General features: G+C 68.1%; 23 protein-coding genes and 2 pseudogenes. 4 read left to right on the forward strand and 21 right to left on the reverse strand.

What is annotated here, in order from left to right; genetic code table 11:
- Positions 1-25: 25 nt before the first annotated feature.
- Together G6022_RS03745 and G6022_RS03750 are read right to left on the reverse strand one after the other, a co-directional pair.
- Positions 26-2,143: an NAD(P)/FAD-dependent oxidoreductase gene (locus G6022_RS03745; RefSeq protein ID WP_347237799.1), complete on the reverse strand. Its 2,118-nt coding sequence runs from the start codon at positions 2,141-2,143 to the stop codon at positions 26-28.
- 87 nt (positions 2,144-2,230) lie between these two features.
- A complete protein-coding gene (locus tag G6022_RS03750; protein WP_179525730.1) occupies positions 2,231-2,371 on the reverse strand; it encodes a hypothetical protein in 141 nt (46 codons plus the stop codon).
- Positions 2,372-2,516: 145 nt separating this feature from the next.
- On the opposite strand from G6022_RS03750, the gene G6022_RS03755 reads away from it, so the two are divergent.
- Positions 2,517-2,849: a VOC family protein gene (locus tag G6022_RS03755; RefSeq protein ID WP_182610918.1), complete on the forward strand. Its 333-nt coding sequence runs from the start codon at positions 2,517-2,519 to the stop codon at positions 2,847-2,849.
- A 106-nt stretch (positions 2,850-2,955) separates the two neighbouring features.
- On the opposite strand, the gene G6022_RS03760 is transcribed toward G6022_RS03755, so the two are convergent.
- On the reverse strand, positions 2,956-4,155 hold the full coding sequence (locus G6022_RS03760; protein ID WP_182610917.1) for a sterol desaturase family protein: 1,200 nt from the start codon (positions 4,153-4,155) through the stop codon (positions 2,956-2,958).
- Between the two features lie 137 nt (positions 4,156-4,292).
- On the opposite strand from G6022_RS03760, the pseudogene G6022_RS16785 reads away from it, so the two are divergent.
- Positions 4,293-5,006 (forward strand): annotated as a pseudogene (locus G6022_RS16785) (AAA family ATPase); the annotation flags it as partial.
- A 96-nt stretch (positions 5,007-5,102) separates the two neighbouring features.
- On the opposite strand, the gene G6022_RS03770 reads toward G6022_RS16785, so the two are convergent.
- From G6022_RS03770 to G6022_RS03840, 14 genes are all read right to left on the reverse strand, one after another.
- Positions 5,103-6,611, reverse strand: a complete 1,509-nt coding sequence (locus G6022_RS03770; RefSeq protein WP_182610916.1) for a DHA2 family efflux MFS transporter permease subunit — start codon at positions 6,609-6,611, stop codon at positions 5,103-5,105.
- 540 nt (positions 6,612-7,151) lie between these two features.
- On the reverse strand, positions 7,152-7,478 hold the full coding sequence (locus tag G6022_RS03780) for a hypothetical protein (protein ID WP_182610914.1): 327 nt from the start codon (positions 7,476-7,478) through the stop codon (positions 7,152-7,154).
- Positions 7,479-7,727: 249 nt separating this feature from the next.
- The gene (locus tag G6022_RS03785; protein ID WP_182638468.1) at positions 7,728-9,716 is read right to left on the reverse strand and encodes a hypothetical protein; all 1,989 of its coding nucleotides are present in this window, start codon (positions 9,714-9,716) and stop codon (positions 7,728-7,730) included.
- Between the two features lie 78 nt (positions 9,717-9,794).
- The gene (locus G6022_RS03790; protein ID WP_182610919.1) at positions 9,795-11,069 is read right to left on the reverse strand and encodes an ATP-grasp domain-containing protein; all 1,275 of its coding nucleotides are present in this window, start codon (positions 11,067-11,069) and stop codon (positions 9,795-9,797) included.
- Between the two features lie 660 nt (positions 11,070-11,729).
- Complete coding sequence (locus G6022_RS03795) at positions 11,730-12,044, reverse strand: DUF86 domain-containing protein (RefSeq protein WP_182691019.1); 315 nt, start codon at positions 12,042-12,044, stop codon at positions 11,730-11,732.
- Positions 12,045-12,067: 23 nt separating this feature from the next.
- Positions 12,068-12,370: a nucleotidyltransferase domain-containing protein gene (locus G6022_RS03800; protein ID WP_182610911.1), complete on the reverse strand. Its 303-nt coding sequence runs from the start codon at positions 12,368-12,370 to the stop codon at positions 12,068-12,070.
- Between the two features lie 158 nt (positions 12,371-12,528).
- Positions 12,529-13,692, reverse strand: a complete 1,164-nt coding sequence (locus G6022_RS03805; protein WP_182610910.1) for a Wadjet anti-phage system protein JetD domain-containing protein — start codon at positions 13,690-13,692, stop codon at positions 12,529-12,531.
- Positions 13,692-17,078, reverse strand: a complete 3,387-nt coding sequence (locus G6022_RS03810; RefSeq protein WP_182638469.1) for an SbcC/MukB-like Walker B domain-containing protein — start codon at positions 17,076-17,078, stop codon at positions 13,692-13,694. Before G6022_RS03810 ends, G6022_RS03805 begins: the two co-directional genes overlap by 1 nt.
- A complete protein-coding gene (locus G6022_RS03815) occupies positions 17,071-17,646 on the reverse strand; it encodes a DUF4194 domain-containing protein (RefSeq protein ID WP_259845141.1) in 576 nt (191 codons plus the stop codon). The genes G6022_RS03810 and G6022_RS03815 overlap by 8 nt, the downstream gene beginning before the upstream one ends.
- On the reverse strand, positions 17,643-19,076 hold the full coding sequence (locus G6022_RS03820) for a DUF3375 domain-containing protein (protein ID WP_179525745.1): 1,434 nt from the start codon (positions 19,074-19,076) through the stop codon (positions 17,643-17,645). The genes G6022_RS03815 and G6022_RS03820 overlap by 4 nt, the downstream gene beginning before the upstream one ends.
- Positions 19,077-19,188: 112 nt before the next feature.
- A complete protein-coding gene (locus tag G6022_RS03825) occupies positions 19,189-19,545 on the reverse strand; it encodes a HepT-like ribonuclease domain-containing protein (protein ID WP_179525746.1) in 357 nt (118 codons plus the stop codon).
- Positions 19,542-19,871, reverse strand: a complete 330-nt coding sequence (locus G6022_RS03830) for a nucleotidyltransferase domain-containing protein (RefSeq protein WP_179525747.1) — start codon at positions 19,869-19,871, stop codon at positions 19,542-19,544. The genes G6022_RS03825 and G6022_RS03830 overlap by 4 nt, the downstream gene beginning before the upstream one ends.
- 239 nt (positions 19,872-20,110) lie before the next feature.
- A complete protein-coding gene (locus G6022_RS03835; RefSeq protein ID WP_182609771.1) occupies positions 20,111-21,379 on the reverse strand; it encodes an alpha/beta fold hydrolase in 1,269 nt (422 codons plus the stop codon).
- Positions 21,380-21,498: 119 nt separating this feature from the next.
- Positions 21,499-22,866: a cytochrome P450 gene (locus G6022_RS03840; RefSeq protein WP_241731039.1), complete on the reverse strand. Its 1,368-nt coding sequence runs from the start codon at positions 22,864-22,866 to the stop codon at positions 21,499-21,501.
- Between the two features lie 158 nt (positions 22,867-23,024).
- Here G6022_RS03840 and G6022_RS03845 point away from each other — a divergent pair, with 158 nt between their 5' ends.
- On the forward strand, positions 23,025-23,306 hold the full coding sequence (locus G6022_RS03845) for a hypothetical protein (RefSeq protein ID WP_182638470.1): 282 nt from the start codon (positions 23,025-23,027) through the stop codon (positions 23,304-23,306).
- A 51-nt stretch (positions 23,307-23,357) separates the two neighbouring features.
- On the opposite strand, the gene G6022_RS03850 is transcribed toward G6022_RS03845, so the two are convergent.
- From G6022_RS03850 to G6022_RS03865, 4 genes are all read right to left on the reverse strand, one after another.
- Positions 23,358-24,554: a class I SAM-dependent methyltransferase gene (locus tag G6022_RS03850; protein ID WP_182638471.1), complete on the reverse strand. Its 1,197-nt coding sequence runs from the start codon at positions 24,552-24,554 to the stop codon at positions 23,358-23,360.
- 161 nt (positions 24,555-24,715) lie between these two features.
- Positions 24,716-24,988 (reverse strand): type II toxin-antitoxin system RelE/ParE family toxin, encoded by a 273-nt coding sequence (locus tag G6022_RS03855; RefSeq protein WP_182609775.1) that lies wholly within the window; start codon positions 24,986-24,988, stop codon positions 24,716-24,718.
- Between the two features lies 1 nt (position 24,989).
- Positions 24,990-25,211 (reverse strand): ribbon-helix-helix protein, CopG family, encoded by a 222-nt coding sequence (locus G6022_RS16790; protein ID WP_182609776.1) that lies wholly within the window; start codon positions 25,209-25,211, stop codon positions 24,990-24,992.
- Positions 25,212-25,265: 54 nt separating this feature from the next.
- On the reverse strand, positions 25,266-25,703 hold the full coding sequence (locus G6022_RS03865; RefSeq protein ID WP_182609777.1) for a DUF2220 domain-containing protein: 438 nt from the start codon (positions 25,701-25,703) through the stop codon (positions 25,266-25,268).
- Here G6022_RS03865 and G6022_RS16795 point away from each other — a divergent pair.
- A pseudogene (locus G6022_RS16795) lies at positions 25,683-25,855 on the forward strand (IS3 family transposase); the annotation flags it as partial. The gene G6022_RS03865 and the pseudogene G6022_RS16795 sit on opposite strands and share 21 nt — an antisense overlap.
- Positions 25,856-26,059: the final 204 nt, after the last annotated feature.

The following is a 26,059-nucleotide window of genomic DNA, read 5'->3' on the forward strand; positions in this document are numbered from 1 at the left end:
CCCGACCGTGCTCACCCGACCGTGCTCACCCGACCGTGGCGACCTTCCACGCCGAGTGGATCGCGCCGTGGATGTAGCCCACCTCTCCGGCGTCGCCGATCACCTCCACCTCGACGCCGGCCTCGCGCAGCTGGTCGGCCAGGGGCGCGGAGGCAGTGGTGCCGTCGGCATAGATCACCATGTCGGCCGGAGCCGAGGCGGCGTTGCCCTTGCGGTCGGTCCACTGCACGTCGGACTCGGTGATCCGGGTGACGGTGACCCGGCGGTGGATCGCCACCCCGTGCTCGCGCGCGTGGCGGACGGCGGTCCACCGGCGCGGCATGGCCAGGGGCAGTCCGAGCTGCTGACCGTCGTGCAGCAGGGTCACGCGCCGACCGCGCTCGGCCAAGAACTCGGCCAGTTCCAGTCCGACCAGCGAACCGCCGATCACCACCACGTCCTTGCCCATCGGGAGCGCGATCCTGGTCAGGCAACGAATCCACGCTGGTCGCTTGGTGATGCCCGACAGGCGGCCGAGCCTCCCGATCACCCGCAGCGCCAGCCCGGCCTCGTCGGCGGTGGCCGTGCCCAGCATGGTGGCCCGCAGCGAGTCGCCGGTGTGCACGTGCGGCAGGTCCCCGCCGGGGATCTGCGGCGCGGGCCGCACGGCCCCGGTGGCCACCACCACCCAGTCGGGCTGCAGGGAACGGAGGGAGTCCAGCGTCGCCTCGGTGTTCAGCCGGACGTCGATGCCCAGGCGATCGATCTCGGCGGCGAACCAGCGGATGAGCGGCTCGTTGTCCGGAGTCGTGAGGCTGGAGAACCACATCGTGCCGCCGAGCCGGTCGGACTTGTCCACCACCGTCACGCGGTGACCGCGTTCGGCCAACACGCGGGCGGCCTCCAGCCCGGCCGGACCCGCGCCCACCACCACGACGTGGGTTCGGGCCGGCGCCGGAGTCAGCGGCAGCAGCGTCTCGTTGCCCAACGCCGGATTGACCGCGCAGAAGGGGGTGTCGTCGAAGAAGTTCTCGGCCACGCACAAGTAGCAGTTGATGCACGGTCGCACCAGCTCGGGTGTGCCGGCGGCCAATTTGTTGGGCAGCTCCGGATCGGCGAGCAACTGCCGGCCCATGGCGGCGAAGTCCACCTTGTCGTCGTCGATCGCCTTCTCCGCGACCTCCGGCAGCATGCGGCCCACCGCGATCACCGGCACCGACACGGCCTGCCTGATGGCAGCCGCGTTGTCCAGGTACGCGCCGACGGTGTCCGGCAGGGGGCCGTCGGTGAAGTTGTCGAAGGGGTTGCGGCCCCACCCGGTCACATGGATGGCGTCGGCGCCCGCGCGCTCGAACATGCGTGAGGCCTCGATGGCCTCCTCGAGCGTCAACCCGCCGTCCTGGCCGTACTCCTCACCGGACACCCGCACCAACACCGCGAGCGTGTCCCCCACCCGCTCCTTGACCGCGGCGATGACCTCGCACGCGAGTCGCGCCCGGTTGGTCAGCGACCCGCCGTAGGAATCGGTGCGCTGGTTGTCGCGGCGGTTGAGGAACACCCCGAGGATGTAGCCGTGCGCCACGTGGATCTCGATCGCGTCCGCTCCGGACCGGGCGATGCGGTCGGCGGCATCGGCCCAGGTGGAGACGAGCCAGGCGATGTCCTCGCCGGTCATTTCCCGGTAGACCGTCTTCTTGCCACCGGTGGCGGCGCCCATCCTGCCGAGCTCGTCGGGGGTGCTGTCGGCCAACGCGGAGTAGTCGTAGTCGTAATCGGGCGCGCTGGGGGCGATCACCGGCCGGTCGTTCGCGATGTCCACCCGCGCGACCTTGCCGTGATGCGTGGACTGCACACACAATTTCGACCCCGCGGCGTGGACGGCGTCCGCCAGGGCCGTGAGCCCGGGGAGGAACCTGTCGTCCGAGAGCCCCGGTTCCTTCATTGACGCCGCGCCGTGCGGGAAGGCGACCGCGCACGCGCCGGTGATGATCAGCCCGGCACCGCCGGCGGCGCGGGCGACGTAGTGGTCGATCTCCCGCTGTTCGATCTCACCGTCCTCCGAGACGTTCATGTCCATGGCCGGCAGGACGATGCGGTTGGCCGTGGACATGGGGCCGATACGCCCGGGCGACAGGAGACGAGGGAAGGAGGTGAGGGTGGTCACCCTGAGGAGAATACGCGGGGGTTGACGGGTGTCAAGAACAGGTTCTAGTTGTCGCCGGGCGGGGCGACGCGCTCGTGACGCAGTGCGTCAGGAGCCCATGCCGAACCGGGCGGCGAGATACGGCAGCAGGCCCATGCACTCGGGCGTCAGGGCCAGACAGGACGCCTCACCCGGCCCGGGGCCGAAGAGATAGCGCAGCGGATTCTCGATCGAGCCAGAGGGAAACACGATGTCGCTCCTTACCAGTGCGGGTGCGGTGCCTTACACGCGAAATCGAACCCTACCGGTGACCCGTTACGCTGCGGCGGCCTTCACGCTGGCACGGGACGCGAGCTGTTACGGTGAGCGCACTCCACCGTCGGAAGAGCGCCTTATGATCCGTCGCATCCTCGCCCAGTGCACTGTCAGCGATATCGCCCGCGCCGAGCAGTGGTACTCCCTGTTGTTCGATCGCGCCCCCGACCTGCGGCCCATGCCCGGCCTCATCGAATGGCACCCGGGCGACACCTTCGGACTACAGGTGTGGTCCGAGCCCGAGCGCGCAGGCCACTCGACCGTCGTCCTCGACGAGACCGACCTCGACGCCGCCGCGGCCCGGCTGACCGCGAGCGGCATCGCCCACGATGGCCCGGTCCCGGGTGGCAGCGCACGGATCCTCCTGCTGAGCGATCCGGACGGGAACCGGGTCGTCATCACCGGGCAGTGACCCTTGGGCGCACTGGGAACCTGGTTCCTGGTGGCGGGCTAGGCTGACCGCTCGCTGACCTGCGATGCCCTGGACCGTCCGTGCAGGGCACCCCAGGTCAGCGGCGTCACGCCCGCCGCGCCCCGGCCCACCCCGGCCCGCGCACCAGGTAGCCGACCCGGTCCTTCCAGGTCTCGGATCGGAACACGTCTCGGGCGATCGCGATCCACTCGTGAGAGGCGATCCGCGCCGGGTTGAACGTATCGATGTTGGTGGTCAGCCCGTAGACGACCTTCTGCCCCTCGGGCTCGAAGGTGCCGAACAGGCGGTCCCACAGGATGAGGATGCTGCCGTGATTCCGGTCCAGGTACTCGCGGTTGCTGCCGTGGTGCACGCGGTGGTGGGCGGGCGAGTTGAACACCCGCTCGAACGGCCCGATCGACCGGATCACCTCGGTGTGGACCCAGAACTGGTAGATCAGGTTGATCGCGCGGGCGTCCTGCACGAGCGCCGGCCGCACCCCCAGCAGCGAGAGCAGCCCGTACGGCACGTAGATCGTCAACGCCTCGGCGACCGGCTGGCGCAGGGCGGTGGAGAGGTTGTAGCGCTCGCTGGAGTGGTGCACCACGTGCATGGCCCACAGCCAGCGGCTCTCGTGATCGAAGCGGTGGTTCCAGTAGTAGATGAAGTCCCACCCCAGGATCGCCACCGCGTAGGCGAGCGGCCCCGTGCCCAGATCCAACGGGGAGAGTCGGAAGAGCTTCTTGCCGGCCGTCTCCGCACTCCACAACGTCGAGACCGTCACCACCGCCGAGGCGAGCGACGTCACCGCCGACCCTCCGGTGATGCGTCGCAGCGCGGGCAGCACCTGGGCGGCCCCGGGGACGGGATCCGGGTCGGAGGTGAGGACCTCGTCGTCGTCGTTCCCCATCGCCCGGCCTGACAGGGACGTTTGGCTCGATAGGGGTGCTCGACTCGAAAGGGATGACGACACCCTCGACGGCAACGCGCCCGCCCTGAGCAGACCGGTGGCCCGGGTGCGCCGCACCACGTCTCCCACCGTCGCTGCGGCCGCCGCCGCGAGGGACAGGCCCATCAGCGCCTTGGCGTACCGGCCGGTGCGCGGGGTGACGGGGGCGAGCAGCGTGTCCGCCACGTACGGAGCCACCAGACTGCCCACGCCCATCGACAGGCTGGCCATGGTGTCGGCGAACTCGTAGTCGCCGGCCCGCTCCCCTTCCGCCGGATTGCGGGACTGCCATGCGTATTCGGCCGCCATCGCCGCGATGAAACCGGGGATGGCCAGGACCGTCAGATCAACCTTCACGCTCTGAGGATATGACGTGGGTCACTGTGGCGCGAGGGCGGGAGCCTCGGGTCGGGCCGACGTTCCCTGTTCCCCTTTCAAGATATAGCTGGTGGGGGTCTTGCCGCAAGACCCCGGTGGGGGCGCACACTAGCGCGATGCCACCCCTGCCGACCAGCATTTTCGCTCTCCCCGACCACCTTCGGAGCAAGGCCGATCCGGCCCTGATCGCCGCCGACGAACAGCAGTTCTCGGCGATCGCGGACTGCCTCGCGCAGCGGGTCGCCGACCTGTCGGCCCGCCTGGGCGCCCGTCGCCGCGACCCGGCCGGTACCGGCGCCCAGACCATCGACCGCGATGCGGACATCCGCCGCCTCGTCGCCGAACTCACCACCCTGCGGCCCTTCGGGTTGGACCTGTGCATCGGGCACGTCGCCTTCACCGGGGGCGCCGATCCGGTCTACGTGGGCCGCATCGGGCTGATCGACCCGACCGGCACCCCCCTGCTGGTGGACTGGCGCTCGCCGGCCGCCGAGCCGTTCTTCGCCGCGACGCTCCCCCGGCCGATGGGCGTGGCGTACCGGCGGAGGTACAGGTGGTCGGGCGGGCGCGTCGTCGACTACTGGGACGAGGTTCTTGACGACGACGACGAGGTGGGCACCCGCACCGCCCCGGACGACCAATCGGCGTTCGTCGCGAGCCTCGGCCGGGTGAGGACCGGCCGGATGCACGACGTGCTGGCCACCATCCAGGCCGACCAGGACGCGATCATCCGCGCCGACTCCTCGGGCGCACTCGTGGTGGACGGCGGCCCGGGGACGGGCAAGACGGTCGTCGCGCTGCACCGGGCGGCGTACCTGCTGCACACGGAGTGCGCTCATGGTGCTCGCGCGATAGGGCACTCGACGCCGCCGAGGGTGTCGACCGGCCGGGGCGCCCGGGCTGGTGCTGCCGAGGTGCCCGGACGGTTACGAAGCGACCGGCTCCTCGGCCATCGGCGCCACCGCAGGCCCCTCGGTCTGCGCGGTGTTGCGGACGAACCACGCGCCCACCACGGTGATCAGCGAGATGATCGCGCCCACCAGCAGCGCGTTGTGGACGCCGGTCATCTGCGCGGCCACGTCACCCTCACCGGACTCGGCCCCGGCCACGATGCCCAGCGTCATCACCGTGATGAACAGGGCGGTGCCGGCGGCCGCGGCGACCTGCTGCAGCGTGTTGAGCAGCGCGGAGCCGTGCGAGTACAGGTGCGGCGGGAGCGAGCCGAGCGCCGAGGTGAGCAGCGGCGAGAACAGCAGCGCCAGGCCCACGCTGAGGATCATGTGCCACACCACCACGATCGCCAGCGACGACTCGGCGGAGAATGAGACGTACATGCCCCACAGGCCGGCGGCGGCCAGGATCGAGCCCGGGATGATCAGCGGGCGCGGGCCGATGCGGTCGAAGAGCCGACCCACGAACCACCCGAGCACACCCATGAGCAGACCGCCGGGCAGCAACGCCAGGCCGGACTCGAGGGTGGTGGTGCCCAGGACCTGCTGCATGTACAGCGGCAGCAGGATCAGGGTGCCGAACAGCGCCATCATGGACAGCAGCATCAGCGAGAGGCTGACGGTGAAGGTGCGGAAGGTGAAGGCCCGCACGTCGAGAAGCGCGTAGTCCTTCAGCGCGAGCTGACGCCACACGAACACCGACAGCGCGGCCACGCCCACGAGCACGGGCACCCACGGGGACACCAGCGCGTTGTCGTTGGCGGCCTCACCGAAGGAGCTCAGGCCGAAGATCAGGCCCGCGAAGCCGACGGCCGAGAGCACGCCGGAGAGGATGTCGAGCGGGATCGCGCGGGTGGCGGTGACGTTGCGGATCAGCGTGGCGCCGGCCACCAGCGCGAGCACGCCGATGGGCAGGACGAACCAGAACATCCAGCGCCAGCTCAGCACGTCGAGCACCAGGCCGCCGACGGTGGGGCCGATGGCCGGGGCCACGGCGATCACGATGGAGATCACACCCATGGTGCGGCCGCGACGGTCCGCGGGCACCACGTTGAGCACGGTGGTCATGAGCAGCGGGATCATGATCGCGGTGCCCACGGCCTGCACCACCCGGCCGGCGACCAGGATTACGAACACCGGCGCGAGCGAGGCCAGCAGGGTGCCGAGGGTGAAGGTGGTCATGGCGATGATGAACACCGTCCGCAGCGGCAATCGCATGAGCATCCACCCGGTGAACGGGATGACCACGGCCATGGTGAGCATGAACGCCGTGGTGAGCCACTGCGCGGTGGCGGCGGTGACGGCGAACTCCCCCATCAGCTCGGGGATCGCGACCGACATGATGGTCTCGTTGAGGATCACCACGAACGCCGCGGCCACGAGCAGCGCGATTAGCCGCTTGGTGGCGGCGGGCAGTGGCGCGGAGCCGAGGGCGGGGTCGGGCTGGGCTGGAGAGAAGGCAGCGGCGGATGACTCAGTCGTCACGGGAATCCTTAGGCATTACGGGGCGAAACAAAGTGGGAAGCCCGGCGAGGCCTGACGGCGCGCACGGGAACCATCGCACTGTACTGCAGGATCTTCGACAGGCTTGCTGATGTGACCACCATTACTGGAGCGGGCGGGCCGGTGGGGCACAATCGACGCATGACCGGGATCGGCACCGCCCGACGTGGCGAAGTGGAGACGCGCACCCTGCCGGAGTACGCCGCGGGCGGCGCGTCGGGTTTAGATCTCCGGCAGCACGCTAGGCGGCCGGGTGCTTACCGAGGTACTCATCGATGGCCGCTCGGATGACGGCGCTCATCGGCTGCCCTGTCCGGTCGGCATAGTCGGCCAGACGGCGCCGATCGGACTCAGTGAGTCGAACAGCGAGCGGACGGGTCTCCTCGACCGCATCCCCTCGCCGGGGCCGACCGTGACGGTAGTCCGGGCGGACTTCCGCCGGGGAATCGATCACGTCGTACTCGCCAGCCTCTACGGCGTCCGCGAGACGCGCATAATGCGCTTCACGATCACCTGTCTCGCTCATCGTTTCTCCCGCTGCGTCCTCTGACTACGGCTGACGCCGTCGGACAAGTCAAGGTTCCCTCCGGTGGCCTCGAGCACTTCGCGCGCCACTGCCGCGGTCAGAAGCATCGCGTGAAACACGTGTAGCTCCTCTCCGCCCACCCGGTCGACCACGACCTCAATCAGAGCTCCGCCGTCCGGGTCTCCGACCATACGAAGCAACTTCGCCTGAGGCCCCGTGCGTGGAGCTAGTCGATATCGAACGATCGGATGCTCGAGGACGGCCCTGATCTCCGCGTCTGTGATGCCGTGTCGGCGCGCGGAGGCGTAGATCACGACCTTCACTCCGAAAACGTATCACAAATTAGGACGCAGGAACATGCTCTCTTACCTTCGGCTTGACTCTAATCATTACCGATGGGCCACAGCCGCCCTCAGCCGCGCAGATCCTCTGCCTCTCTTAAGTACGCATTCCGAGTGCACGCCCTCCCGCGACTCGCGCGCCCGGAATGGACTGAAGACGCCGCACACGTCGCGGGGGGCTCGCGAAGAGAGGGCCGACGCCAGGGGGCTCGCGTCAGAGCCGAGCCAGGCTCAGATCTCCGGCAGCCGATCCGCGCCCCAGCTGTGGTGGATTAGGTCCGTCACCCTGGCGATCTCCTCCGCCGTCACCGACCCGGTCTCGCCGGGCTCGAGGGTGTCGAAGTGGAAGATGTAGAGCCGCGAGGCAAACTCCTCGAACGGCAGCGACGACTCGCCGAACCGCTCGCCGTTGCCGGCGGTGCTCACCACCACGCCGTTGCCCCAGTCCTGGCCGCTGTCGTTGTTGGGGTTGAAGAAGTAGACGCGCATGGTCTCGTCCGGATCCAGCGCAACCCGCAGGATCGTGATGGCGTGCCAGCCCACGAACCGCGCGGAGCTGTCGGTCACGGCCACGCCGGCGGGCTGAGGGTGGATCAGCGGCTGGTTGCCGTTGTGGAACGGGTGGTAGCTGCCGTAGAAGTGCCGCAGGAAGTCCTCGAGCCCGGTCAGCCGGCCGGACTCCACGTCCACGTTGATGCGGAATCCCCGCGCGGCCCACCAGCCGTGGAACTCGGGGTTGACCCAGCGGTGGGGGTCGCCTTCGCGGTCGGCGCAGAGCCGGCCCATCTCGGCGTAGATCCGGTCCAGGTGCGGCACGACGAGCAGGGAGACCGGGTCCAGGTCGAGGGGGAGCGTCTCCGCAAGGCCCGCATCGAGGCCGCGGGAGGACAGTGGGCGGCCCTCGAAGTGCATGACCACCTCGTTGTCCCGCGCCGCCCAGGCGATGGTCTGCAGCAGGTAGTCGGGGTCGTTGTACGCCCACATGGACAGCGCGCGGGCGGACTGGCAGGTGGGGTTGTCGCCCTGCCCCACGCCCAGCGGCTGGCCCAGCATGGACAGCGTCCCGGACAGCAGCCAGATCCTCCCCGGGTGGGCCGGGCCGTAGGCCAGCGCGAGGCGCTCGTTCGCGTAGTCCGACAGGGGCAGGGCCAACAGCCGCCACAGTGCGGGCGCGACGGCCGGCTGGAACAGGATCCCCCGCTCGAGCAGCAACGCCAGTCCGTAGACCGACTGCGCGGTCTCGGGGTGAACAGCCGCGTCGATCAGCGCATCGACGAGTCCGTGGAAGCACAGCAGGCTCTCCCGGCCGGTGCTCGACAGCCCGAGCGCCTCGCTGAGCAGGAAGCTGCCCTTCTCGCGCAGGAACCGCAGCAGGACGGGGTGGTACGCCGAGACCAGTCCCGTGTCGTGCATCGACCGCGCGAAGCCGGCGGCCTCGTACTGCAGGGCCCCCTCGTCCATCGACTCCAGGCGGGAGCGGTAGATGTCCACCCCGGGGTCTTCCCGGCTCGCCTCGGTGGTGCCGTAGATGCAGCTGATCAGCCGGTCGACGCCGAACCCGCCGGTGCTGGTGTCCACCTCGGGGTCGTGGCGCGCGACGGCGATCTGGGTGATGGTCTCCTTGATGTGGTCGACCTGGATCGGGCGTTGCCGCAGGATCCGCCAGATCTCCTCGACCAGCTGGTCGAGGACGGTGTCGTAGCCGATCGACTCGGCGATGTGCGTCAGCGACGTGCGGGTCACCTTGGCCATCCGGCCCTGCTGCACCCGCTCCGCCTCGGTGGCCGCGGTGAACAGCAGCGAGGCGTTGGCGGCCAGGACCTCCTTGAGGTGCTGCAGAGCCTCCTCCGCCGACACGTCGGGGTGCGCGTACTCCCCCTTGGCCACCGCCACCAGGCGGAGGTCGCTGACGATCTCCATCACCGCCGTGTCGGCGTTGGGGCTGCGGAGCGACCCGGTGCTCAGCGCCGGGACCAGTGAGCTCGGTGACGCCCAGTCCGTCCCCTCGTACAGTCCGGCGGACTCGAGCTCCTGTGCCATCGACTGCACGGCCCGCGCGCCACCGTCCTGGAGCAGGACCAGGCGCAGGCCGTCGAGCACGCGCCGCTTCGGCGTGGACTTGCCCACATCCCCGGCGTCGGCGAGGGCCCTTGTCGCGTCGACGAGAGAGGCCACCCGCTTGTCGAGTACTCGCGTCGCGTCGGGCTCATCGTTAGCCACTTGGGTTCACTCTCCAGATCTCCGGGCGAGGGTGCCCGCCCCCGGTACCGTACCTACGTCGTCGGAGCGGATGGCCCGTCACACGTAGAAGTCGAGCTCCTCCTGGCGTGCCAGGAGGGTCCGCATCTCGTAGGCGTCGTCGCCGAAGAAATAGACCAGCCCCCAGTGGGTGCCGAAGGCGGTCCGCTTGGTGACGGTCTCCTCTACGGGTGCGGTGAGCTCGTGGGACTCGAAGTACTCGTGGTCCTCGGTCTCCTCCGGGATCTCGAGCGTGGAGACCACACGTCGCCGCGGGTAGACACCGAAGCAGCCCGCGTGCCCGGTGGCGTCGACCACCTCGCGCGGGAAGAACGCGGTGATCTCCTCCTCTGTGGTCTTGGGGTCGAACGCGAGCACCAGGCCCTGGTAGGCGTTGAACCCGTAGGCGCGCTCGAGCAGCTCGAAGACCTTGAACCCCGGCGGACGGTAGGCCACCTCACCGAAGTACATCTCGCCGTCGCTGGTGACGAAGTACTCCGGGTGAACGAACCCGAACTTGATGTCGAAGGTCTTGATGAGCTTCTCGATCTGCCGCGTGATCTCCGGCCGGTACTTCTCGAGTTCCGGCGAGGCCGGCACGAACACCGAGTACCCGAGTGTCACGTACTCGGAGATGTTGAGGAACACGATCTTGCCGTTGTGCACCCACGCCTCAACCGCGAATTCCCAGCCGTCGAGGTGGGACTCCATGAGGACCGGGAACTCCTCGTCGGGGATCGTGTCGACCTCGTCCGGGGTGCGGATGACGCGGTGCCCCAGGCAGCCGGCCTTGTCGAAGGCCTTGAGGTGGATCGGGTCGTTGGGGTCGCCGTCGAGCTTGAGTAGCGTCTGGTTGACGCGCTTGAGAAAGCGGATCACGTCGTCGCGCTCGTGGGCCTCCTCGAAGATCCCCACGCGGATCCCGCCGAGCTGAGCGCGGCGCTTCATCAGCGCCTTGTCCCGCAGCAGCAGCGACTGGCCGTACAGCGTCGGGTTGTCCATGAGCATGGAGTTGATGGCGCCCGCCCACTCGACGGTCTCCTCGAACAGCGGGATCGCCACGTCGACGCCCATGTCCTTGAGCGTCTCGGCGATCTCCATGGACCGGTCGTTGAGTCGCTCGAAGTCCCACGGGACAAACGGGATGTTGTGCTGCCTGCAGTAGTCCGCCGCCCACTCCGGGGCCACCACGACGTAGCGGCGATCGAATCTATCCACCGCGTCGACCGCGTTCGGCGCCCAGCCGAGTAGCGCCACGTAGCCCTTGGAAGGGTCGCGTCGTGTCTCGTTGGGGTCGTGAGTCGTCTGCGGACTCGTATCCGCGTCGCCGGTCATCGATTCTGCGGTGGGAATCTGCACGCTGAGGTTGCCTCCTGGGTTGGGGCGCGGGCTGGTGGATCACCAACCTACCCAAGAGTGAGTGGGCTGCGCTGGGATAGCCCGACCGCACCGTCCCCATTCGGAGTACCCGCAGCAGGCGAATACCGGACATGTTCTTGTCACAGCGCTGGCACAGACCGAACTACCTTCGCGACACCGGCTTGTGGTGGGACAACTGGGTCCCGTGGCGACAACGGGCTGGGGCGCACTGTTCGTCATCGCGCCGCTGATCGTGGCGCATTTCCTGCTCTGTGCCGAGCCCGGCGCCGAAGACTCGATCTGAACAACGGCCCTGTCGGCGGTCGCGCTGACGAGACCGGCCAATCCATTCCACATCGGTCGTCTTGGCATGACCAATGAGACCGATTCTCCCCCATCAGCAGACTGTTGCACCCCAGCCGCCGAGCCACCCCCGCCGTCCGGAGGGGCGTGTTGTACTGGCCGTTCATATGGGTGGTCAAACGGGCGAGTTGTAAACTCCCACTTCCGAATCGAAGTCCTAGATGACGACGACGAGGTGGCCACTCTCGTAAGCCTGGCGGATCACTCTGCTTTCGTATCAAGCCTGGCCGGGCCGCATACCGACCGCCTGTGGGGCATGACGGCGACCCGGGGTCACGACGTGGCCAACAGAGCCTTCAACTCCTCGGCTAGGGGACCCAGATGCACATCGATGATCGTCCACACAACGCGCAGGTCAACTTCGGCGTAGCCGTGTGAGATCACGTTGCGCAGGCCGATCAGGCGATGCCAACCCTCGGACTGGTGAGCTGAGTAAAAGTCCGGACAGTGCCGACGGATCTTGGAGAGGTTCTCCCCCACCTCTTGCAGCCGCATGCAGATCGCGTCCTGAGCCATCGGCGAGGCGAGAAACTCGACCTCAGACGCAGGGGCGTAACTGGCAGCCCTCTGAGCAGCGGCGACCGCCATGTCGGGGTACGGGATCGGGGATTTCATAACGCGAGCTCGACCAGTTCAGGCTCCACGAACGGCCGGAACTGTGCCTTGATCGACGTGAGGACGTCGAATGGTCGGCCCGCAACCCTCTCCAGAGCCTCGGACAGCCGGAATATCGCCCCGTAGTCGACCGGACCGTCCATCTCGACGAGCAGGTCGATGTCGCTCGTGGGCGTCAACTCGCGGCGGGCCGCACTTCCGAACAGCCGAGCCCGCCGTACGCCGAAAGAACGCAGCACGTCGAGCACGGCCTGCTCTTCCGGCAGGTCGTATGTGGCGTTCGTGGCAGCGACACCCATAGCTTTTAGGCTACCGGCACCTCGCACACCGGGACGGTTCCGACCGACCGGCAGCGGGAACGACCGGCGCCGCGCGTATGTGCCGGTCAGGAAGGCGAGTGTCTAGTGACGACGAGGTGTTGGGTTTTCGACCAGTGGTGCACACGATCGAGTGGCGTTCATGTGCCACCTGTCCGGTAGGGCAACCGGTCCAGAACCCAGGCCCAGTCGATCCGCTCCTGCTCCAGCCTCACTCGTTCGGCGAAGCGGTCGGAGACCAGGTCGTCGTAGACCGCCGCCTCCGCCGCCGTCAGTCGATCGAGTCTCGCGCTGGTGGGTGAGGCCTCCTGTCCCCAACGTTGAGGGTGCGCGTGGAGGGTCTCGAGGTCCATGAGGAAGGACCGCACCCGCGGCAGGTGCGTGCGCAGGCGATGGAGGATGGCGAAGCCGTGTGTGTCGAGGTCGCCCCAGTAGTGCACGTCGGCCTCCCGCAGGGCGTCCCAGCGGCCGAGGCGGGCCACGTCGAACCCCTTCCCCCAGATCAACACGCCGTCGTCCGGGAGGGGCAGCGTGAGGTAGGTGATCTCGTTCTCCACGATCACGGCCGTGGTGAAGGACATGCCGAGACCGTCGAGTTCCTCCGGCCGAAGAGACAGTTCGGTGACCGACACCGGTGCGACGGTGCCGGCCATGCGGAACCGGACGTACTCGGGCTTGGTGCGCAGGCCCAGGTCGTGGAGGAACGAGGTGGCGTTGCGTGAGACTCCGAGGAGTCCTGCGAGCACCGTCCGGTGACTCTCGACGACCTTGGTGTCCACTCCCGGGGCATCGATCTGCCGCAGGTACCTGCCCGACCCGCGGGAGTCATCGAGCCAGCGGTACGCCGCGAGGATCTGCGGCCACACCTGCGCATGGTCGAGCGCCGCGACGGGTCTGGCGAGCACCCAGTCCCGCACCGGAGCATCCGGGGCCGCTGCCAGCATCTGTTCGAAGATGGTGACCTGTGCCCGGACTCCGAGCAGTGCCCATGCCTGGTCGAACCGGGTCACCAGAGCGTGCGTGGGAATCTGATTGCGTCCGAATTTCCGGCCGCCTACCGCCGTGTACCGCAGCGTGTATCGGCTGCCGTCGCGACTGCCGGCCTCGAGGGCGGCCATCCACTCCTGCACCTCGCCGAAGCGCTCACCGAGCTCAGACGTTCTCGGACCTCCCAGTGGGACCTCGAGTGGAATGAGCGCCTCCCCGCGGGCGAAAGCACGGAGAAGGGTGCCGTCGACCCACCGCCTGTGCACTTTCTCGCGGACCGTCTCCGGTGTGGCCCATTTCCGCGCGCCGGCGACCATCACGCTCCGCCACGCTGGCGGTGGTACTCCTCTGTGGACATCATGACGAGCCTCGAGTACCTGCCCTCGACATTGTCCACATACCCGATGGAGCGCACATATGGTGCGATCACGTGCACCTTCTGCAGGGGTGTGACGATCAGCAGCTGGATGCCGAGCTTGGCGAACAGTTCGAGGGCGTACCGGGTGGAGGCGTCGGAGCCGCGGCCGAACGCCTCGTCGATCACGGCGAAGCGGAAGTCACGGGCCTTCTCCGCGCCCCACTCCAGGCCGAACTGGTACGCCAGCGACGCCGCGAGGATGGTGTAGGCGAGCTTCTCTTTCTGGCCGCCCGATTTGCCGTCCGAATCGCGGTAGTGCTCCCACTCCTCGTCGGTCTCGCGGTCGCGCTCCGAGGCGGAGAAGGTGTACCAGTTGCGCACGTCCGTGACTCGCGCCCGCCACGTCTTGTCGGTCTCGCTGTGGCCCTCCCGGCCGCGGAGTCGCTCGAGGATCGCCCGCACCTCCTGGTACCGCTGCTCGGAGTAGCGGTCGTCGCCGCCGAGGGTGTCGTCGGTGACCGCTCGCAGGTCGGATCGGAACTCCCGCACATCCTGGTTGACCGTGTTCTCCCGATCCAGGCGCACGTAGCGTCCGGGATTGAAGTCGATCGCGCCGAGAGCCTCGTTGATCTTCTCGATCTTCTGTTGGATATCGTCGGCCTGGCGCTGCAGCCAGTTGTGGAAGCCGGCGAGTTCGCGGATGGCGTTCTTCTTGAGCTGCTCCTCGAACTCCGCGATGAAGCGCGGCAGATCGTCCTGGGCCACCTGCGCGTGGAAGCGGATGTACTCCCCGCGCGCGTCGACAGAGGCGTCCATCTCGGTGGTCTGCTCCGGCCAGCGTCGCCGGATCTCCGCCATACCCTGCTGCAGACTGGTGGTGTAGCCGTTGAGTTCGCGCTGGGTCTGGCCGGTCTCCTTGTCGATCTCGTCGGACAGTCGTCGTTCGTGAAGTTCGGCCTGATCCGCGGTCGTCGACCCCGCGCGGCCCTGTCGTGACCGGAGTCTGGGGTAGATGCCCGCCGCCGCCGTACGGATATCCGCCGTCAGCTCGTCGAGGCTGCGCCGGTCGCGGTCGATCTGACTGCTCTCCTGGACGATGCGGCTTTCTCCACTGCCCTTCGCCTCGCCGAGAGTGTCCTTGGTCTGGCTGAGTTCGCCGACTCGTGTGTCGACCTCGGCCACGCGTCGGTCGATCTCGGCCAGTTCACTACTGCCCTCGAGCAGGCGACGACGCTCGGCATCGGCGGCATCCGCCCGCGACCGGGCGTCCTCCCAGTCGAGATCCCGCCACGAGGGATAGTCCGCCACCCGCGAGAGCGCGGTGCGCCGCTCCCCCACCTCGTTCTGCTCCCGCGACACCGACTCGAGTTGGGCGGCGAGCCGCTCCACTGAACGGGTGAGGTCGCCGCGCCGCTCCTCCAGTGCGGCGATCTTCTGATCGTTGCGCCAGCCCAGCACCCAGCCGCGGGGATCGGCCGCGGACCGCCGGTCGTCCTTGACGTGATGATTTCTGGACCGCACCTGGCCCTCGCGAGTCACCGCCCGCTCGGCGTGCCGGAACTCCTCCACCGTGGTGGCGCAGAGATGGTCCGCCCGGGCGAACAACTCCTTGCTCAGATACCCGCGCAGCGGTGTGTCGGCGATCTCCACCGTGTCGGCGAGCAGCAGTCCGTCGGAATGGGGGCGCTGCAAGGGCAGGTGCCGCTCCGGGACCCGCTCGTAGGTCAGGCGGACCCCCATCTCGCGACCGTCGGAGCGCCGGGCGGTCAGCCGGCGGGCGTTGACCCATTCGGCGACGTCCGCGTAGTACCGCTGCGGCACCAACAATGACACCGCGAATCCGCGCAGCACGCGCTCGGCGGCTCCCCGCCACTGCGCGTGTTCTTCGGACACGTCCAAAAGCTCGCCGGCGAACGGGAGCTCCTCTTCCGACACTCCGAGTTCCGCGCAGAGGGCGGACCGCACCTGGAGTTGTTCGGTCGGCAGGTTGCTGCGGCGGGTCGCGAGGCTGTCCAGCTCTTCCTGCACCTCGCGGAGCTGCGCTTTCTCCTCACCGTGCCCGAGGACCAGCGCGTCGTACCGCTCCTTGAGCTCGGCGATCTGCGTCTCGATCTCTGCCTGCGCCCGACCGACCTGGACGGCGAGGTCCGCGAATCCGGCGGCGTCGCCGACCGGGTCGAGGCCGGCCCTCGCGACGGCGTCCTCGAACCGCTCTCGCCTTGTTCTCCGCTCCTCGGCCTGCGCGCCCGCGTCGCGGGCTGCGCGTTCCAGCTCGCCGATGCGGCTACCGCCCGCCTCGGCCCGGGCCGCGAGGAGCTGGTCCCGCTCCGCCCCGAGGGCCTGCGACTCGGAGCGCACCTGCTCCAACTGGGCGGCGATGGTGGTGACCTCGGCGCGGACCCGCTCGATCTCCGCCTGGCGCAGCTCGATCCGCAGTTCGGCGAAGTAGGGGCGGATCGCCACACGTTCCTCGTGGAGACGGTCCAGGCGCTCGACCGCGCTCTCGTACCGGCTGATCGAGGCGACCAGTGGTTCCAGTGCCTCGAGTTGGGCTCGGGCCCGTTGGACGGCATCGTAGGACCGGGTGAGGTCCTCGAAGTGCCGGATGATCCCCTCGATCCGCTCGGAGGCGTCCGCGGGTTCGAGCATGTGCGTGCGGACGAACTCGTTGAGATCGCCCACGGCCTTCATCGAGACGGTCTGGTGGAACAGTTCCATGGCCTGTTCGGACCGGATGCCCAGCAGGCGCCGCATGGCACGACCGTAGGGCGGGAAGTCCTTCTCCACCGTGGCACCGTCTCGGCGGAGCCGCTTGAGCAGGTCGCCCAGGTCGGATCCGAAGTCGGTGAAGTCGGACTCGATCGACATCGCCCGGTCCGCGGTCACGAAGCGTCGCCAGGGTTGTCCTGTGGCGTCCTGTTGCTGGAAGACCTGGGCGAGGGTCACCTCGTCGTCGTATCCCTGGTTGGCAAAGACGCCGAGGATCACCGAATACGACCGTCGGTCCCGCAGCCCCACCGGTCGGACACTGCCGGTGGACTCGTTGCGCTCGGTCCTGTGGTGGCCTTCCACGTAGGAGCGCAGAGTGCGTTCCTTGCGTGCGGCGCCGGCCGCCTTGTTGTAGTCGATCCGGTGCGAGGGGAGCATGAGGGTGCTCACCGCGTCGACCAGAGTGGATTTGCCGCTGCCGATGTCGCCGGTGAGCAGCAGGGTCTCCCCATCCGATTCCAGTTGCCAGACGCGCTTGTCGAAGGTCCCCCAGTTGAGCACTTCGAGCCGGACCAGCCGGAAACCGGGACGCCCCTGCGGCGCGAGGTCGACGGAGGAGAACAGGCCCTCACTCATCGTCGGCACCCCCGTCGGCGTACTCGGCAAGCTTGGCGGAGAAGTCGGACAGGGTCTGACCGTCCACGTAGGCCTTGAGGATCCGGCGCACCTCCCAGGTGTCCCGCCGGCCCTTGAGCTGGCGCAGGAATCCCATGGACACCAGGCGGTTGATGGACGTGTCGACCTGCTTGAGCACTCGGGCCTCGTCGGTGCTGCGGGCGAGGAAGAGCTGAATCATCTCGATGATCTCGTCCTGGGTGAGCACCAGCTGGCCCTGGTCGCCGGCGGACTCGAACTCCACCATCCGCTTGCGCAGCAGCACCAACAGGAGACTGTCGGCGTAGGTGAGCGCGCGGCGTCTGATCACCCGCGGGAGCGGTTCGTCACCGTCCTCCGGCTCGCTGGTGCGCAGGTAGGCGTAGCCCTCGTCGTCGTCGATCACCACGTCGAGCCCGATCACGGCGAAGTGGTCGCGGACGGCGCCACGGTGGCGGAGGAGGTCCTCCCACGCGTCCGACTCCTGATAGACGACGCCCTGCATGAGGCGGATGGCGCTGGTCGCGACCGCCCTCTCCTCCGGGCTCACCGGCGCCTCACCACGACGCGCGGCATCCGGGCCCGCATCGACCGGCCGGCCTCCTCGTACTCGATCACCGTCTCCTCCTGCTGGTCGGTGGTCACCTCGATGTCGTCGGTGTCCAGGGCGAGGTAGCCCACGAGTTCCGCGGCGCCGTGCTCGACGGGGTACATGGTGACGACGTCCTCGAGCAATGCCGTACCGCGTTCGGGGACGAGGTTGCGCAACCTGGCGGCGAGGCGGGCGGGGTCCACGATCACCTGCTCGGCCAACACGGAGGTGTCGACATGCTCCTGCTCGGACGGTGGCAGGAGACTGTCCACCTCGGACGCGGGCCGCACACTGTGCAGCGGTCGTTCGGTGGGCAGCGACACCTCCACGCCGGCCTGCTCCAACTCGAGACCGAAGTCCGGGGGTGTGCCTTGTCGCAGCGCCAACGCGGTCCCCTCGATCTCGCGGACCAGGTCGAGGACGCGGCGGTTCTCCAGCCAGATCTGGTCGTCGGTGAACCGGCGGAGCTGCTCGGAGATCTGACGGACGGTCAGCTGGGTGCGCTCGGCGGCCTCGGCCCACCCGTGGTGGACGGTGCGGATGCTGCGGTCCGCCTTCAGTTCGTCGATCGCGGTGAGCCGCTCGAGCAGGGCGGAGAGTTCCTCCTGGCCGGATGAGGACAGGAGCATGTCGTAGAACGCCTGAAAACTGCGCCCCTGATCGGAGGAGTCGATGCGACTGCGCCCGCTGACCAGCTCCTCCAGCAGGTCCCCCTTGCTGCCCTCCCATGTGGCTATGCGTTCGCGAGCCGAGCGGTCCAGTGCGCGGAAGTTCTCCTCGACCTCGCGGAAGTCGGCGAGGAGCTCGCGAGCGGTGGAGGAGAACTGCTGGTAGCGGTCGCGCACGGCGGTCATGTCGAGCAGTCCGGCTTCCGGGTCGGCCTCGATCTGCTCGATCTCCCGCTGGATCTCCTGCTTGCGCCGCTGCAACTCGGCGAGCCGTATCGCGGGGTCGACCTCGGTGCCCTGGGCGATCTGGCGGAGTAGTTCGATCGCGGTCTGCAGTCGCGACTCGGTGCCGACGAAGGGCCGCGCGTGCAGGCTCTGGACCCACGAGTAGGCCTTTTCCAACGCGGGTGTCGCGTCGTAGTGGATCTCATCGGTACCGAGCGGATAGAAGCGACGGAGAAATCCTGAGTCGGTGGACGCCCATTCGGCCAGATAGTCGGCTGCGTCCCGCTTGAACCGCGGGTTCTCGGGATTCTCCGCATTGAGCTTGTAGAGCTCGTCGTCGAGGGCGTCGATGATCTCCCCCTCCGGGCTGGCACCGTGTCCCTCCTCCACGAAGAACCGGCCGAGAAACGACAGCAGCAGCGGCGCGTGGGTGGCGCGGAGCATCCGCCACGCGGGATGTCGTTCGCGCAGCGCGTCGATCGCCGCGTAGTCCACACGGTCTCCTCGGGTCAGCGGTCGGCAGGGGTCGTGCAGCCAGTCTAGGAGGGCGGCCGGACACAACTGTCTGGGCGGTCGGTGCGGGCAGCACCCCGCGAGAGGCGTTCCGTCACACCGTGGAGTTCGATTCAGGACCACGCTGGTGTTGACTCAGCGCTTCGGCAAGAGGCGGTAGGTGTGTCTTCACGACGTCTCGCACAATGTCAGCCTCAACACCGAAATACTGGTGAACGAGGATGTTGCGGAACCCTCGGATCTGCGGCCAGGCGATCTCTGGGTGTGCATCTGTGATCCCGGCCGAGAGATGGTTCGCAGCCTCACCGATGATCTGCAAGTTCCGTTCGATTGCATCCTCGGCCATGAGGACGAGGTCGATGTCATGGTTGTCCAGTCTGCGTACGTACCGCTGGCATCGATTGATGGCCCGCAGGATGTCGTCGATCCGCTGATCGGACTCGCGACTCATAACGCGACGCTGTCCCGGAGCGCCGACTCTGAGATCGCTCGCTTAAGTAGTTGCGACGGGAAGACGTCGATATCGTCGCGGCCGAATAGCGCACGGACTTCCTCTAACAGACCGGAGGCGCGCATCAAGAGATTGCCGTCAGACGGGTCCATTTCCACCAGGATGTCGATGTCGCTTCCCGCCTGCGCGGTGCCACGCGCGACCGAACCGAACAGCCTTGGTCTAGTAGCCGCGTACTTCGCCAGGAGCGCACGGAACTCGTCATCACGCGCCTCGATCAGCTCGCGCATTGCGAGCGATTCGGGAGTCGGGGCGGTGCTCGTCATAGCTACAGGTTACCGGCCGCCCGTGGGAACTGAAGGCCCCAGAACGAAGGATGCAAGTGAGCCGTGTGAGATCACGTTGAGACCGATCAGGCGTTGCCAACTCTCGGACTACAGACCGCGCCCTGCACCAGAGGCGAGGCGAGGAACCCCGTCTCAGACGCAGGGGCGTAGCCGGCAACCCTGTTTGCTGTGGCGATCGCCACTTCGAGGTACGGGATCGGTGATTTCGACCGGCGGCCCTACCGGCCGAGCACCGTGTCGAGCCAGTCGAACGCGCGCTGGCTGAACAGCGCTGCCGCCCCCGCTTCGTCGTGTTCACCGGCACCTTCGGCGTTGGTGAACTCGATCATCGTCTTGGGCGCTGTGAGGGCGTCGAAGAGACTCTGCGCGTCGACGATGCGCGGGTCGTTCTGGCCGATGGTCAGCAGCACGGGACAGTCGATGCGGTCCGCGAGGCCGTTTAGTGTGAACGACCTCAGTTCGCGCATGTAGTCGACCGGGGTCGCGCATCCGTGCGTGAGCATCCCTCTCCCCACGGAGAAGTTCAGCCCCGGTGACTGCGCCATCCCGGCGCGGACCACCTCGTTGAGCTGCTCGTCGACGTCCCCGGTGTCCAGGTCGCCGCGGTATTCCGCCGGGAGGAGCAGAGAGGCGTTGGCTCCCGGGGCGTACTGCGGGGCGTCGGCGATCACGGCGGCGAGGCGGTGCTCTGCTGTGGCGGCGCGGGGCGCGAGGTGGCCGCCCCAGCTGCGGCCCAGTGCGGCTATCCGGGAGGCGTCGACCTCGGGGCGGGCGACCAGCCAGTCGACCTGAGCGGTGACGACCACCTCCCAGTCGTGTCGGAAGTGCAGGTCGCGTTCGACCAGTGCCGCGCCCTGGCCCGGGCCGTCCATCATGAGGACGGCGTAGCCGCGCCGCAACGCCGCGACACCGCCGGCGACGTACGTCTCCTCCATCGTGCCGTCGTATCCGCCGACCAGGATCACCGTGGGGAACGGTCCCGGGCCGGGCGGGGTCGCGACGTAGCCGTCGAGTTCGGTCCACTCGTACGGGATCGCGACCTGCTCGAAGGGATGATCCATCAGCTCGATCGCCCGGCGGAAGGCATCCCGTTGACGAGCGTTCGCCGCGACGAACCGTGGATCCATCGGAGGCGCGTACATGAAGACCCCGGAGATACGGAAGTACGTTGCCGCACGGAGGAACCCCTCACGCGCGCTCACCCGGTGACCGGAGGCGAGACTCTTCTCCGCTTCCCCGAGAATCCGTTCGCCGAGCGCGTTCCACTCGAGGTTCCAGGCGTCTCTGTCCCCGTCGGGGATTCTGCGAGCGGTGATGAAGGCCTCGCCGATGTCGGCTCCGCCCGACGCGATGGTGTCCAGTACGCGGAGGAACTGGCCGTCGAACCCGCTGTCCTGGAAGGCCAGCCCGGTGAGGGTGGGTTCGCCGGGGCTTTGATGTCCGTCCGCGGCGCGAATTGTCGCACCTGGTGAAGTGTTCGTGGCCATGTGTACACCTCGTCGTCACTGGTGGTCATCCGTGGTCGGATCGCCGCTCCCATCATCGCTCACCCGGCGTCCGTCACGTGCGTGAATCCGACGCGATGACCGCCAACGATGCCACCGGGTCACCGACGCCGGACGGTGACCCTCCCTCCTCGGTGAGGCGCGAACGCGACGCCGCGGGAGTGCCACTTCTCGTCCCGCTCGGTCGTCGGGACGATCTCGTACATGCTCAGCAGGGTGCGCAACACGACGTCCATCTCCATCGTCGCGAACGCCGCGCCGATACATCGCCGGGTCCCGCCGCCGAACGGCAGCCAGGCCGGCGGTGGTGTGGTGTCGAGGAAGCGGGTCGGGTCGAAGCGCTCGGGCTCGGCGAAGTGCACGCTGTCGTCGTGCAGCAGCGAGATCGCAACCATCACGTTGTACCCGCGCGGGATTCGCCACGGGCCCAGGTCGAGGTGCGGAGCCTGCACGTTGCGTCCGGCGAGGTCGATGACCGGCCGGCTGCGCTGCACCTCCAGGATTGTCGCGTGCCTGTAGTCGGTCCCCCCGGCGTCGACCTCGGAGACCAGCTCGTTCAGCACAGCGGGGTTCCGGCTGAGCCGCTCCAGCGCCCAGGCGAGCGTCGTCGCGGTGGTCTCGTGTCCCGCCACGAGCAGTGCGGTGAGCTCGTCGCGGATCTCCTCGTCCGTCATGGACGAGCCGTCGTCGTAGGTGCTCTGCAGCATCATCGCCAGGATGTCGTCGCGCTCGTCGAGTCGGTCGTCGCGGCGGCCCCGGGCGATGAGCGCGGTGATCGCGTCGTCGTACACCGTCTTGTAGCGGGCGAACCGACCGCGCGGGCCCACCGACCCCACGCCCACAGCGCCCACGCGCACCGGCAGTTCCGGGGTGATGACCACCGCCGAGCCGGCCTCCACCATGGGCGGGATGACGCGGCGCAGCGTGACGAGCTCGTCGTCCCGCGCGCCGAACACCGTCCGGATGATGATGTCCAGCGTGATGCGGGTCATCGACGGCATGGAGGCGAACGGGCGGCCCACGACCCACGAGTCGAGTTCGCGCCGGGTCTCCTCCTCCACGACCGCCTCGTAGCCCTGGATGCGCCTGCCGTGCAGAGGCGGGGTGAGCAGCTTGCGGCGCCGACGGTGGTCGGTGCCCTCGAGCGCGAACATCGACTGCTCCCCCAGGACCCTGCCCAGATTGGAGTCGACGTTGGTCAGCGACTGCTGCGGGGCGGTGAAGAGCTCCTTGGCCAACGCGGGGTCGGAGATCATCACCGCGCGCCCGTAGATGGGCAGGTGCACGGTGACGGCGTTGCCGTACCTCGCCTGCAGGCGCTGGAGCACTCTGCGCCGGGCGAGGCCGAAGCCCACGCCCTGGATCGCCCTGGGCAGCGGGGGTCCGGGCGGGAGAAGCGGTGCGCGGTCGTGGTCGGTCGGATTTCTTCCGGACGCGGAGGGAACCGACCTGTCCGTCACGCTGTCCATGGGATCGCATCCTCGGCCTCGGGTGGGGTGCGGGGCGCCGCGCAGCCTACGTGCCGGAAATGCGGTGGTGGCCGCAGTTGGTGCGACGACGACGAGGTCTTCCCCTGCCGCCAGGCACCGCACCCAATCCGCCGCGACCCCGGCGTCGAATCCCGGGCATGCACTCCGCTTCGCAGTCCCCTCGGCCCGCCGACTTCTACGTCACGGCGGACGGTGCGGACGTGGCAGGGCTCTTCGCCGACTCCCGGGACGCCGACGCCGGGCACGATGCACCAGAGTCGGCTGAGTCCGAGCGCGGGGACTTCCTCGGCGCCATGCGCGCATCGTGGGACGACTGGATGCCCGTCGCCACCACGGGCTGGGGCGCGGTGGTGCTCATCGCCCCGTTGCTCGCGGTGCACGCCCTCGTCTGGGCCTTCGGCGGGCGCCGGCCCCGGTAGGTGCTCCGCCTCGACTAGGCGCGACGGCTCCGCTTGGTGTCGCCGGCTGCTCTACGTGCTCCGCCTCGCCGCCACCCGCCACAGGATCGTGCGCTCCTTCGAGCGAGCCGCGTGCAGCGGATCAGCGCTGTCGGCGGCGCGGGAATGGCGCGGTGTGGTCTCGAGGGTCCCGACCACGGTCAGCCCGGCCGCGTCGATACGGCCGAGCAGCTCCTCGCGGGTGCGCAGTCCCAAGTGCTCGGCGAGGTCGGACAGGATCAGCCATCCTTCGCCCTGCGGCGTGAGGTGATCGGCGAGCCCGCTGAGGAAACGGTGCAACACGTCGGAGTCCGGGTCGTAGATCCCCTGCTCCAGGGCCGAGGTCGGCCGTCCGGGAATCCAGGGCGGATTGCACACCACCACGTCGGCCCGCCCGGAGTCGCCCGCCTCGTCGTCGTCATAGGGCCACAGGTCGGCTTGTATCACCGCCACGCGGTGGGCCAGCCCCAGCCGACTGATGTTGTCCTGGGCGCACTGCACGGCGCGGGGATTGATGTCGGTTGCCACCACCTCTCGGGCCCCGCGCCGGGCCAGGACGGCAGCGAGCACCCCGGTCCCGGTGCCGATGTCCCACACGACGGGGTGGTCGATGCCCTGCGGCCAGGGGGTTTCGGCGACCAGGTCGATGTACTCGTCGCGGGTGGGGGCGAAGACGCCGTGGGCGGGATGGATCCGAGCTCCCAGGGCCCCGACCTCGATGCCCTTGCGGTGCCACTCGTAGGCGCTGATCACGCCGAGGAGCTCGGGCAGCGAGACGAGAGTCTCCTCGCCGACGGAATCGCTCGACACCTCGGCGGGCTGATCGACCGGCTGCACGTAGGCGTGAGCGCAGGCCTCGCGCGCGTCGGGCGCTCGGCGCAGGCTGATCGAGTAATCGGGCTGCAGGGGGATCAGGATTTTTCCCAGAATCGCCGCACGCTCCGCGCGCGCCTTCCGGTTGGCGAGGAAGACTTCGCCGGGGTCGGTGGACTGCGGTGCCCGGGACGCCCGCTTCTCGAGGCGACGGTCGAGGGCGCGCATGAGCTGCCGGGCGTTCTGGAAATCCCCCCGCCACAGCAGGCTCGAGCCTCTCTGCGCGATTCGGAGGGCCTTGTCCGCGGAGATGTCGTCGGCGATAACGACGATTCCAGTCGGCGCAGGTGCGGCGTTCTCGGAGCGCCAGCCGACGGTGCGGTCTACACCGCTCTCACGCCAGCTGACGGTGTTCACGGGCGGTCCGAGTACGGCACAAGAGAGGACACGTGAATCCTTCAGACGGTCGCGCGCTCGACCCGAGAATGAGGAATGACCGCGCGAGAGCAAGTGACCCGTGATCCGGGCCGAGTCCAGTGTCTCAGCTCTGCCCCCGGACGGTCACGGGCAGTCGATCTTTATCGGTAGACCTCACGCCGATGCGCAACATCAACGACGAGGACTGTTACCCGTTGATCCTCGATCGAGCAAATGATCCGGTAGTCGCCCACGCGGTACCGCCAGAGGTGTTGGTCGCCACGAAGTGCCTTACCGAGGTACCTGGGGTCTTCGCACCCATGTATTCGCTCCTCGAGGAATGCCCTGATTCTCTGCTGCGCAGTCTTGTCCTGACGACCGAGCTTGGTGATGACCTTCTGGACGTGCGGCGTGACCTCGACCAGATACGCCACTTCAGGTCCAGTCCACCTGGCCCAATGGGATGGCGGAGTCGTCTGACTGCCGGAACTCCTCCAGACGGTGTTGGGCCAGGTACCAGTCCTCCATCTCGTCGAGCCCGCTGCGGATGAACTCGCTCGCATAGAACGACTTGGACCTGCCGGTGACGCGCGCCAGATGGTCCAGACGGGCGATGGTCTGGTCGTCCAGCTTCGTGTTGAGTTGTTTAGCCGTCATGACCCCTCTTCCGTCGATATACGAGTATAACCAGCATCCCAATACCAGTGTTCCTCATCCGGGCCCGTCGTAGGGCAGCTGGTCTAGCGTCCAGGCCCAGTTGATTCGCTCCTGCTCCAGTCGGACCTGGTCGCCGAAGCGATCGGAGACGAGGTCGTCATAGACGGCGGCCTCCTTCGCTGAGAGCCGGCCGAGTGCTGCGCTGGTCGGGGCGTTCTCCCGCCCCCACCGGTCGCGATGGGCGTGCAGGGTCTCCGCGTCCATCAGGAAGGACCGGGTCTGCGGAAGGTGGGCCCGGAGTCGATGCAAGATCGCGAAGCCGTGTGTATCGAGATCATCCCAGTAGTGCACTTCCGCGTCCTGTAACACTGCCCAGCGCCCGAGTCGCGCCACGTCGAATCCCTTGCCCCAGATCACTACCCCGTCGGCGGGCACGGGCAGCGTGAGGTAGGTGACCTCGTTCTCCACCACCACGGCTATAGAGAAGCGCATGGCTACTCCGCGGTCCTGCCCACCGCGGCCCATGGAAAACGGTTGAGAACGTCGAGCTCGCAACCCTCGGTTGTGTCCATTGGCACAACACCGCCCGCCTTCACGGCTACCTCGGCGACGTTCCACCCGCGGAGTTCGAGGAGACGTTCTACGATCAGATCCAGGGCGACAAGACCCTGGTGGAAATTCAACTGAACACGGTCTCCACGAAACCCAGGGCGAATCTTGCTAAGCCAAGCCCGCCGCGCTGACCACAACTGTGCCACTCGCCAACAAGGCAAGCCGTCCTTAGTTCGCCACTTTCGCCCGCGTGCTCCGCTAGCCCCGGTAGTTCACGGGGATCTGAGGATTGCCGG

Origin of the sequence: Dietzia sp. Cai40 (genome assembly GCF_014145165.1) — a bacterium.
GTDB lineage: Bacteria > Actinomycetota > Actinomycetes > Mycobacteriales > Mycobacteriaceae > Dietzia > Dietzia natronolimnaea.

Excerpts from the sequence above, each read along its gene's own strand:
- G6022_RS03755 (WP_182610918.1), top strand. The coding sequence starts at position 2,517 with ATGATCCGTCGCATCCTCGCCCAGTGCACTGTCAGCGATATCGCCCGC.
- G6022_RS03790 (WP_182610919.1), bottom strand. The coding sequence starts at position 11,069 with ATGACCGGCGACGCGGATACGAGTCCGCAGACGACTCACGACCCCAAC.
- G6022_RS03795 (WP_182691019.1), bottom strand. The coding sequence starts at position 12,044 with ATGGCGGTCGCCGCTGCTCAGAGGGCTGCCAGTTACGCCCCTGCGTCT.
- G6022_RS03800 (WP_182610911.1), bottom strand. The coding sequence starts at position 12,370 with ATGGGTGTCGCTGCCACGAACGCCACATACGACCTGCCGGAAGAGCAG.
- G6022_RS03805 (WP_182610910.1), bottom strand. The coding sequence starts at position 13,692 with ATGGTCGCCGGCGCGCGGAAATGGGCCACACCGGAGACGGTCCGCGAG.
- G6022_RS03810 (WP_182638469.1), bottom strand. The coding sequence starts at position 17,078 with ATGAGTGAGGGCCTGTTCTCCTCCGTCGACCTCGCGCCGCAGGGGCGT.
- G6022_RS03825 (WP_179525746.1), bottom strand. The coding sequence starts at position 19,545 with ATGAGTCGCGAGTCCGATCAGCGGATCGACGACATCCTGCGGGCCATC.
- G6022_RS03830 (WP_179525747.1), bottom strand. The coding sequence starts at position 19,871 with ATGACGAGCACCGCCCCGACTCCCGAATCGCTCGCAATGCGCGAGCTG.
- G6022_RS03835 (WP_182609771.1), bottom strand. The coding sequence starts at position 21,379 with ATGGCCACGAACACTTCACCAGGTGCGACAATTCGCGCCGCGGACGGA.
- G6022_RS03840 (WP_241731039.1), bottom strand. The coding sequence starts at position 22,866 with ATGGACAGCGTGACGGACAGGTCGGTTCCCTCCGCGTCCGGAAGAAAT.
- G6022_RS03845 (WP_182638470.1), top strand. The coding sequence starts at position 23,025 with ATGCACTCCGCTTCGCAGTCCCCTCGGCCCGCCGACTTCTACGTCACG.
- G6022_RS16790 (WP_182609776.1), bottom strand. The coding sequence starts at position 25,211 with ATGACGGCTAAACAACTCAACACGAAGCTGGACGACCAGACCATCGCC.
- G6022_RS03865 (WP_182609777.1), bottom strand. The coding sequence starts at position 25,703 with ATGCGCTTCTCTATAGCCGTGGTGGTGGAGAACGAGGTCACCTACCTC.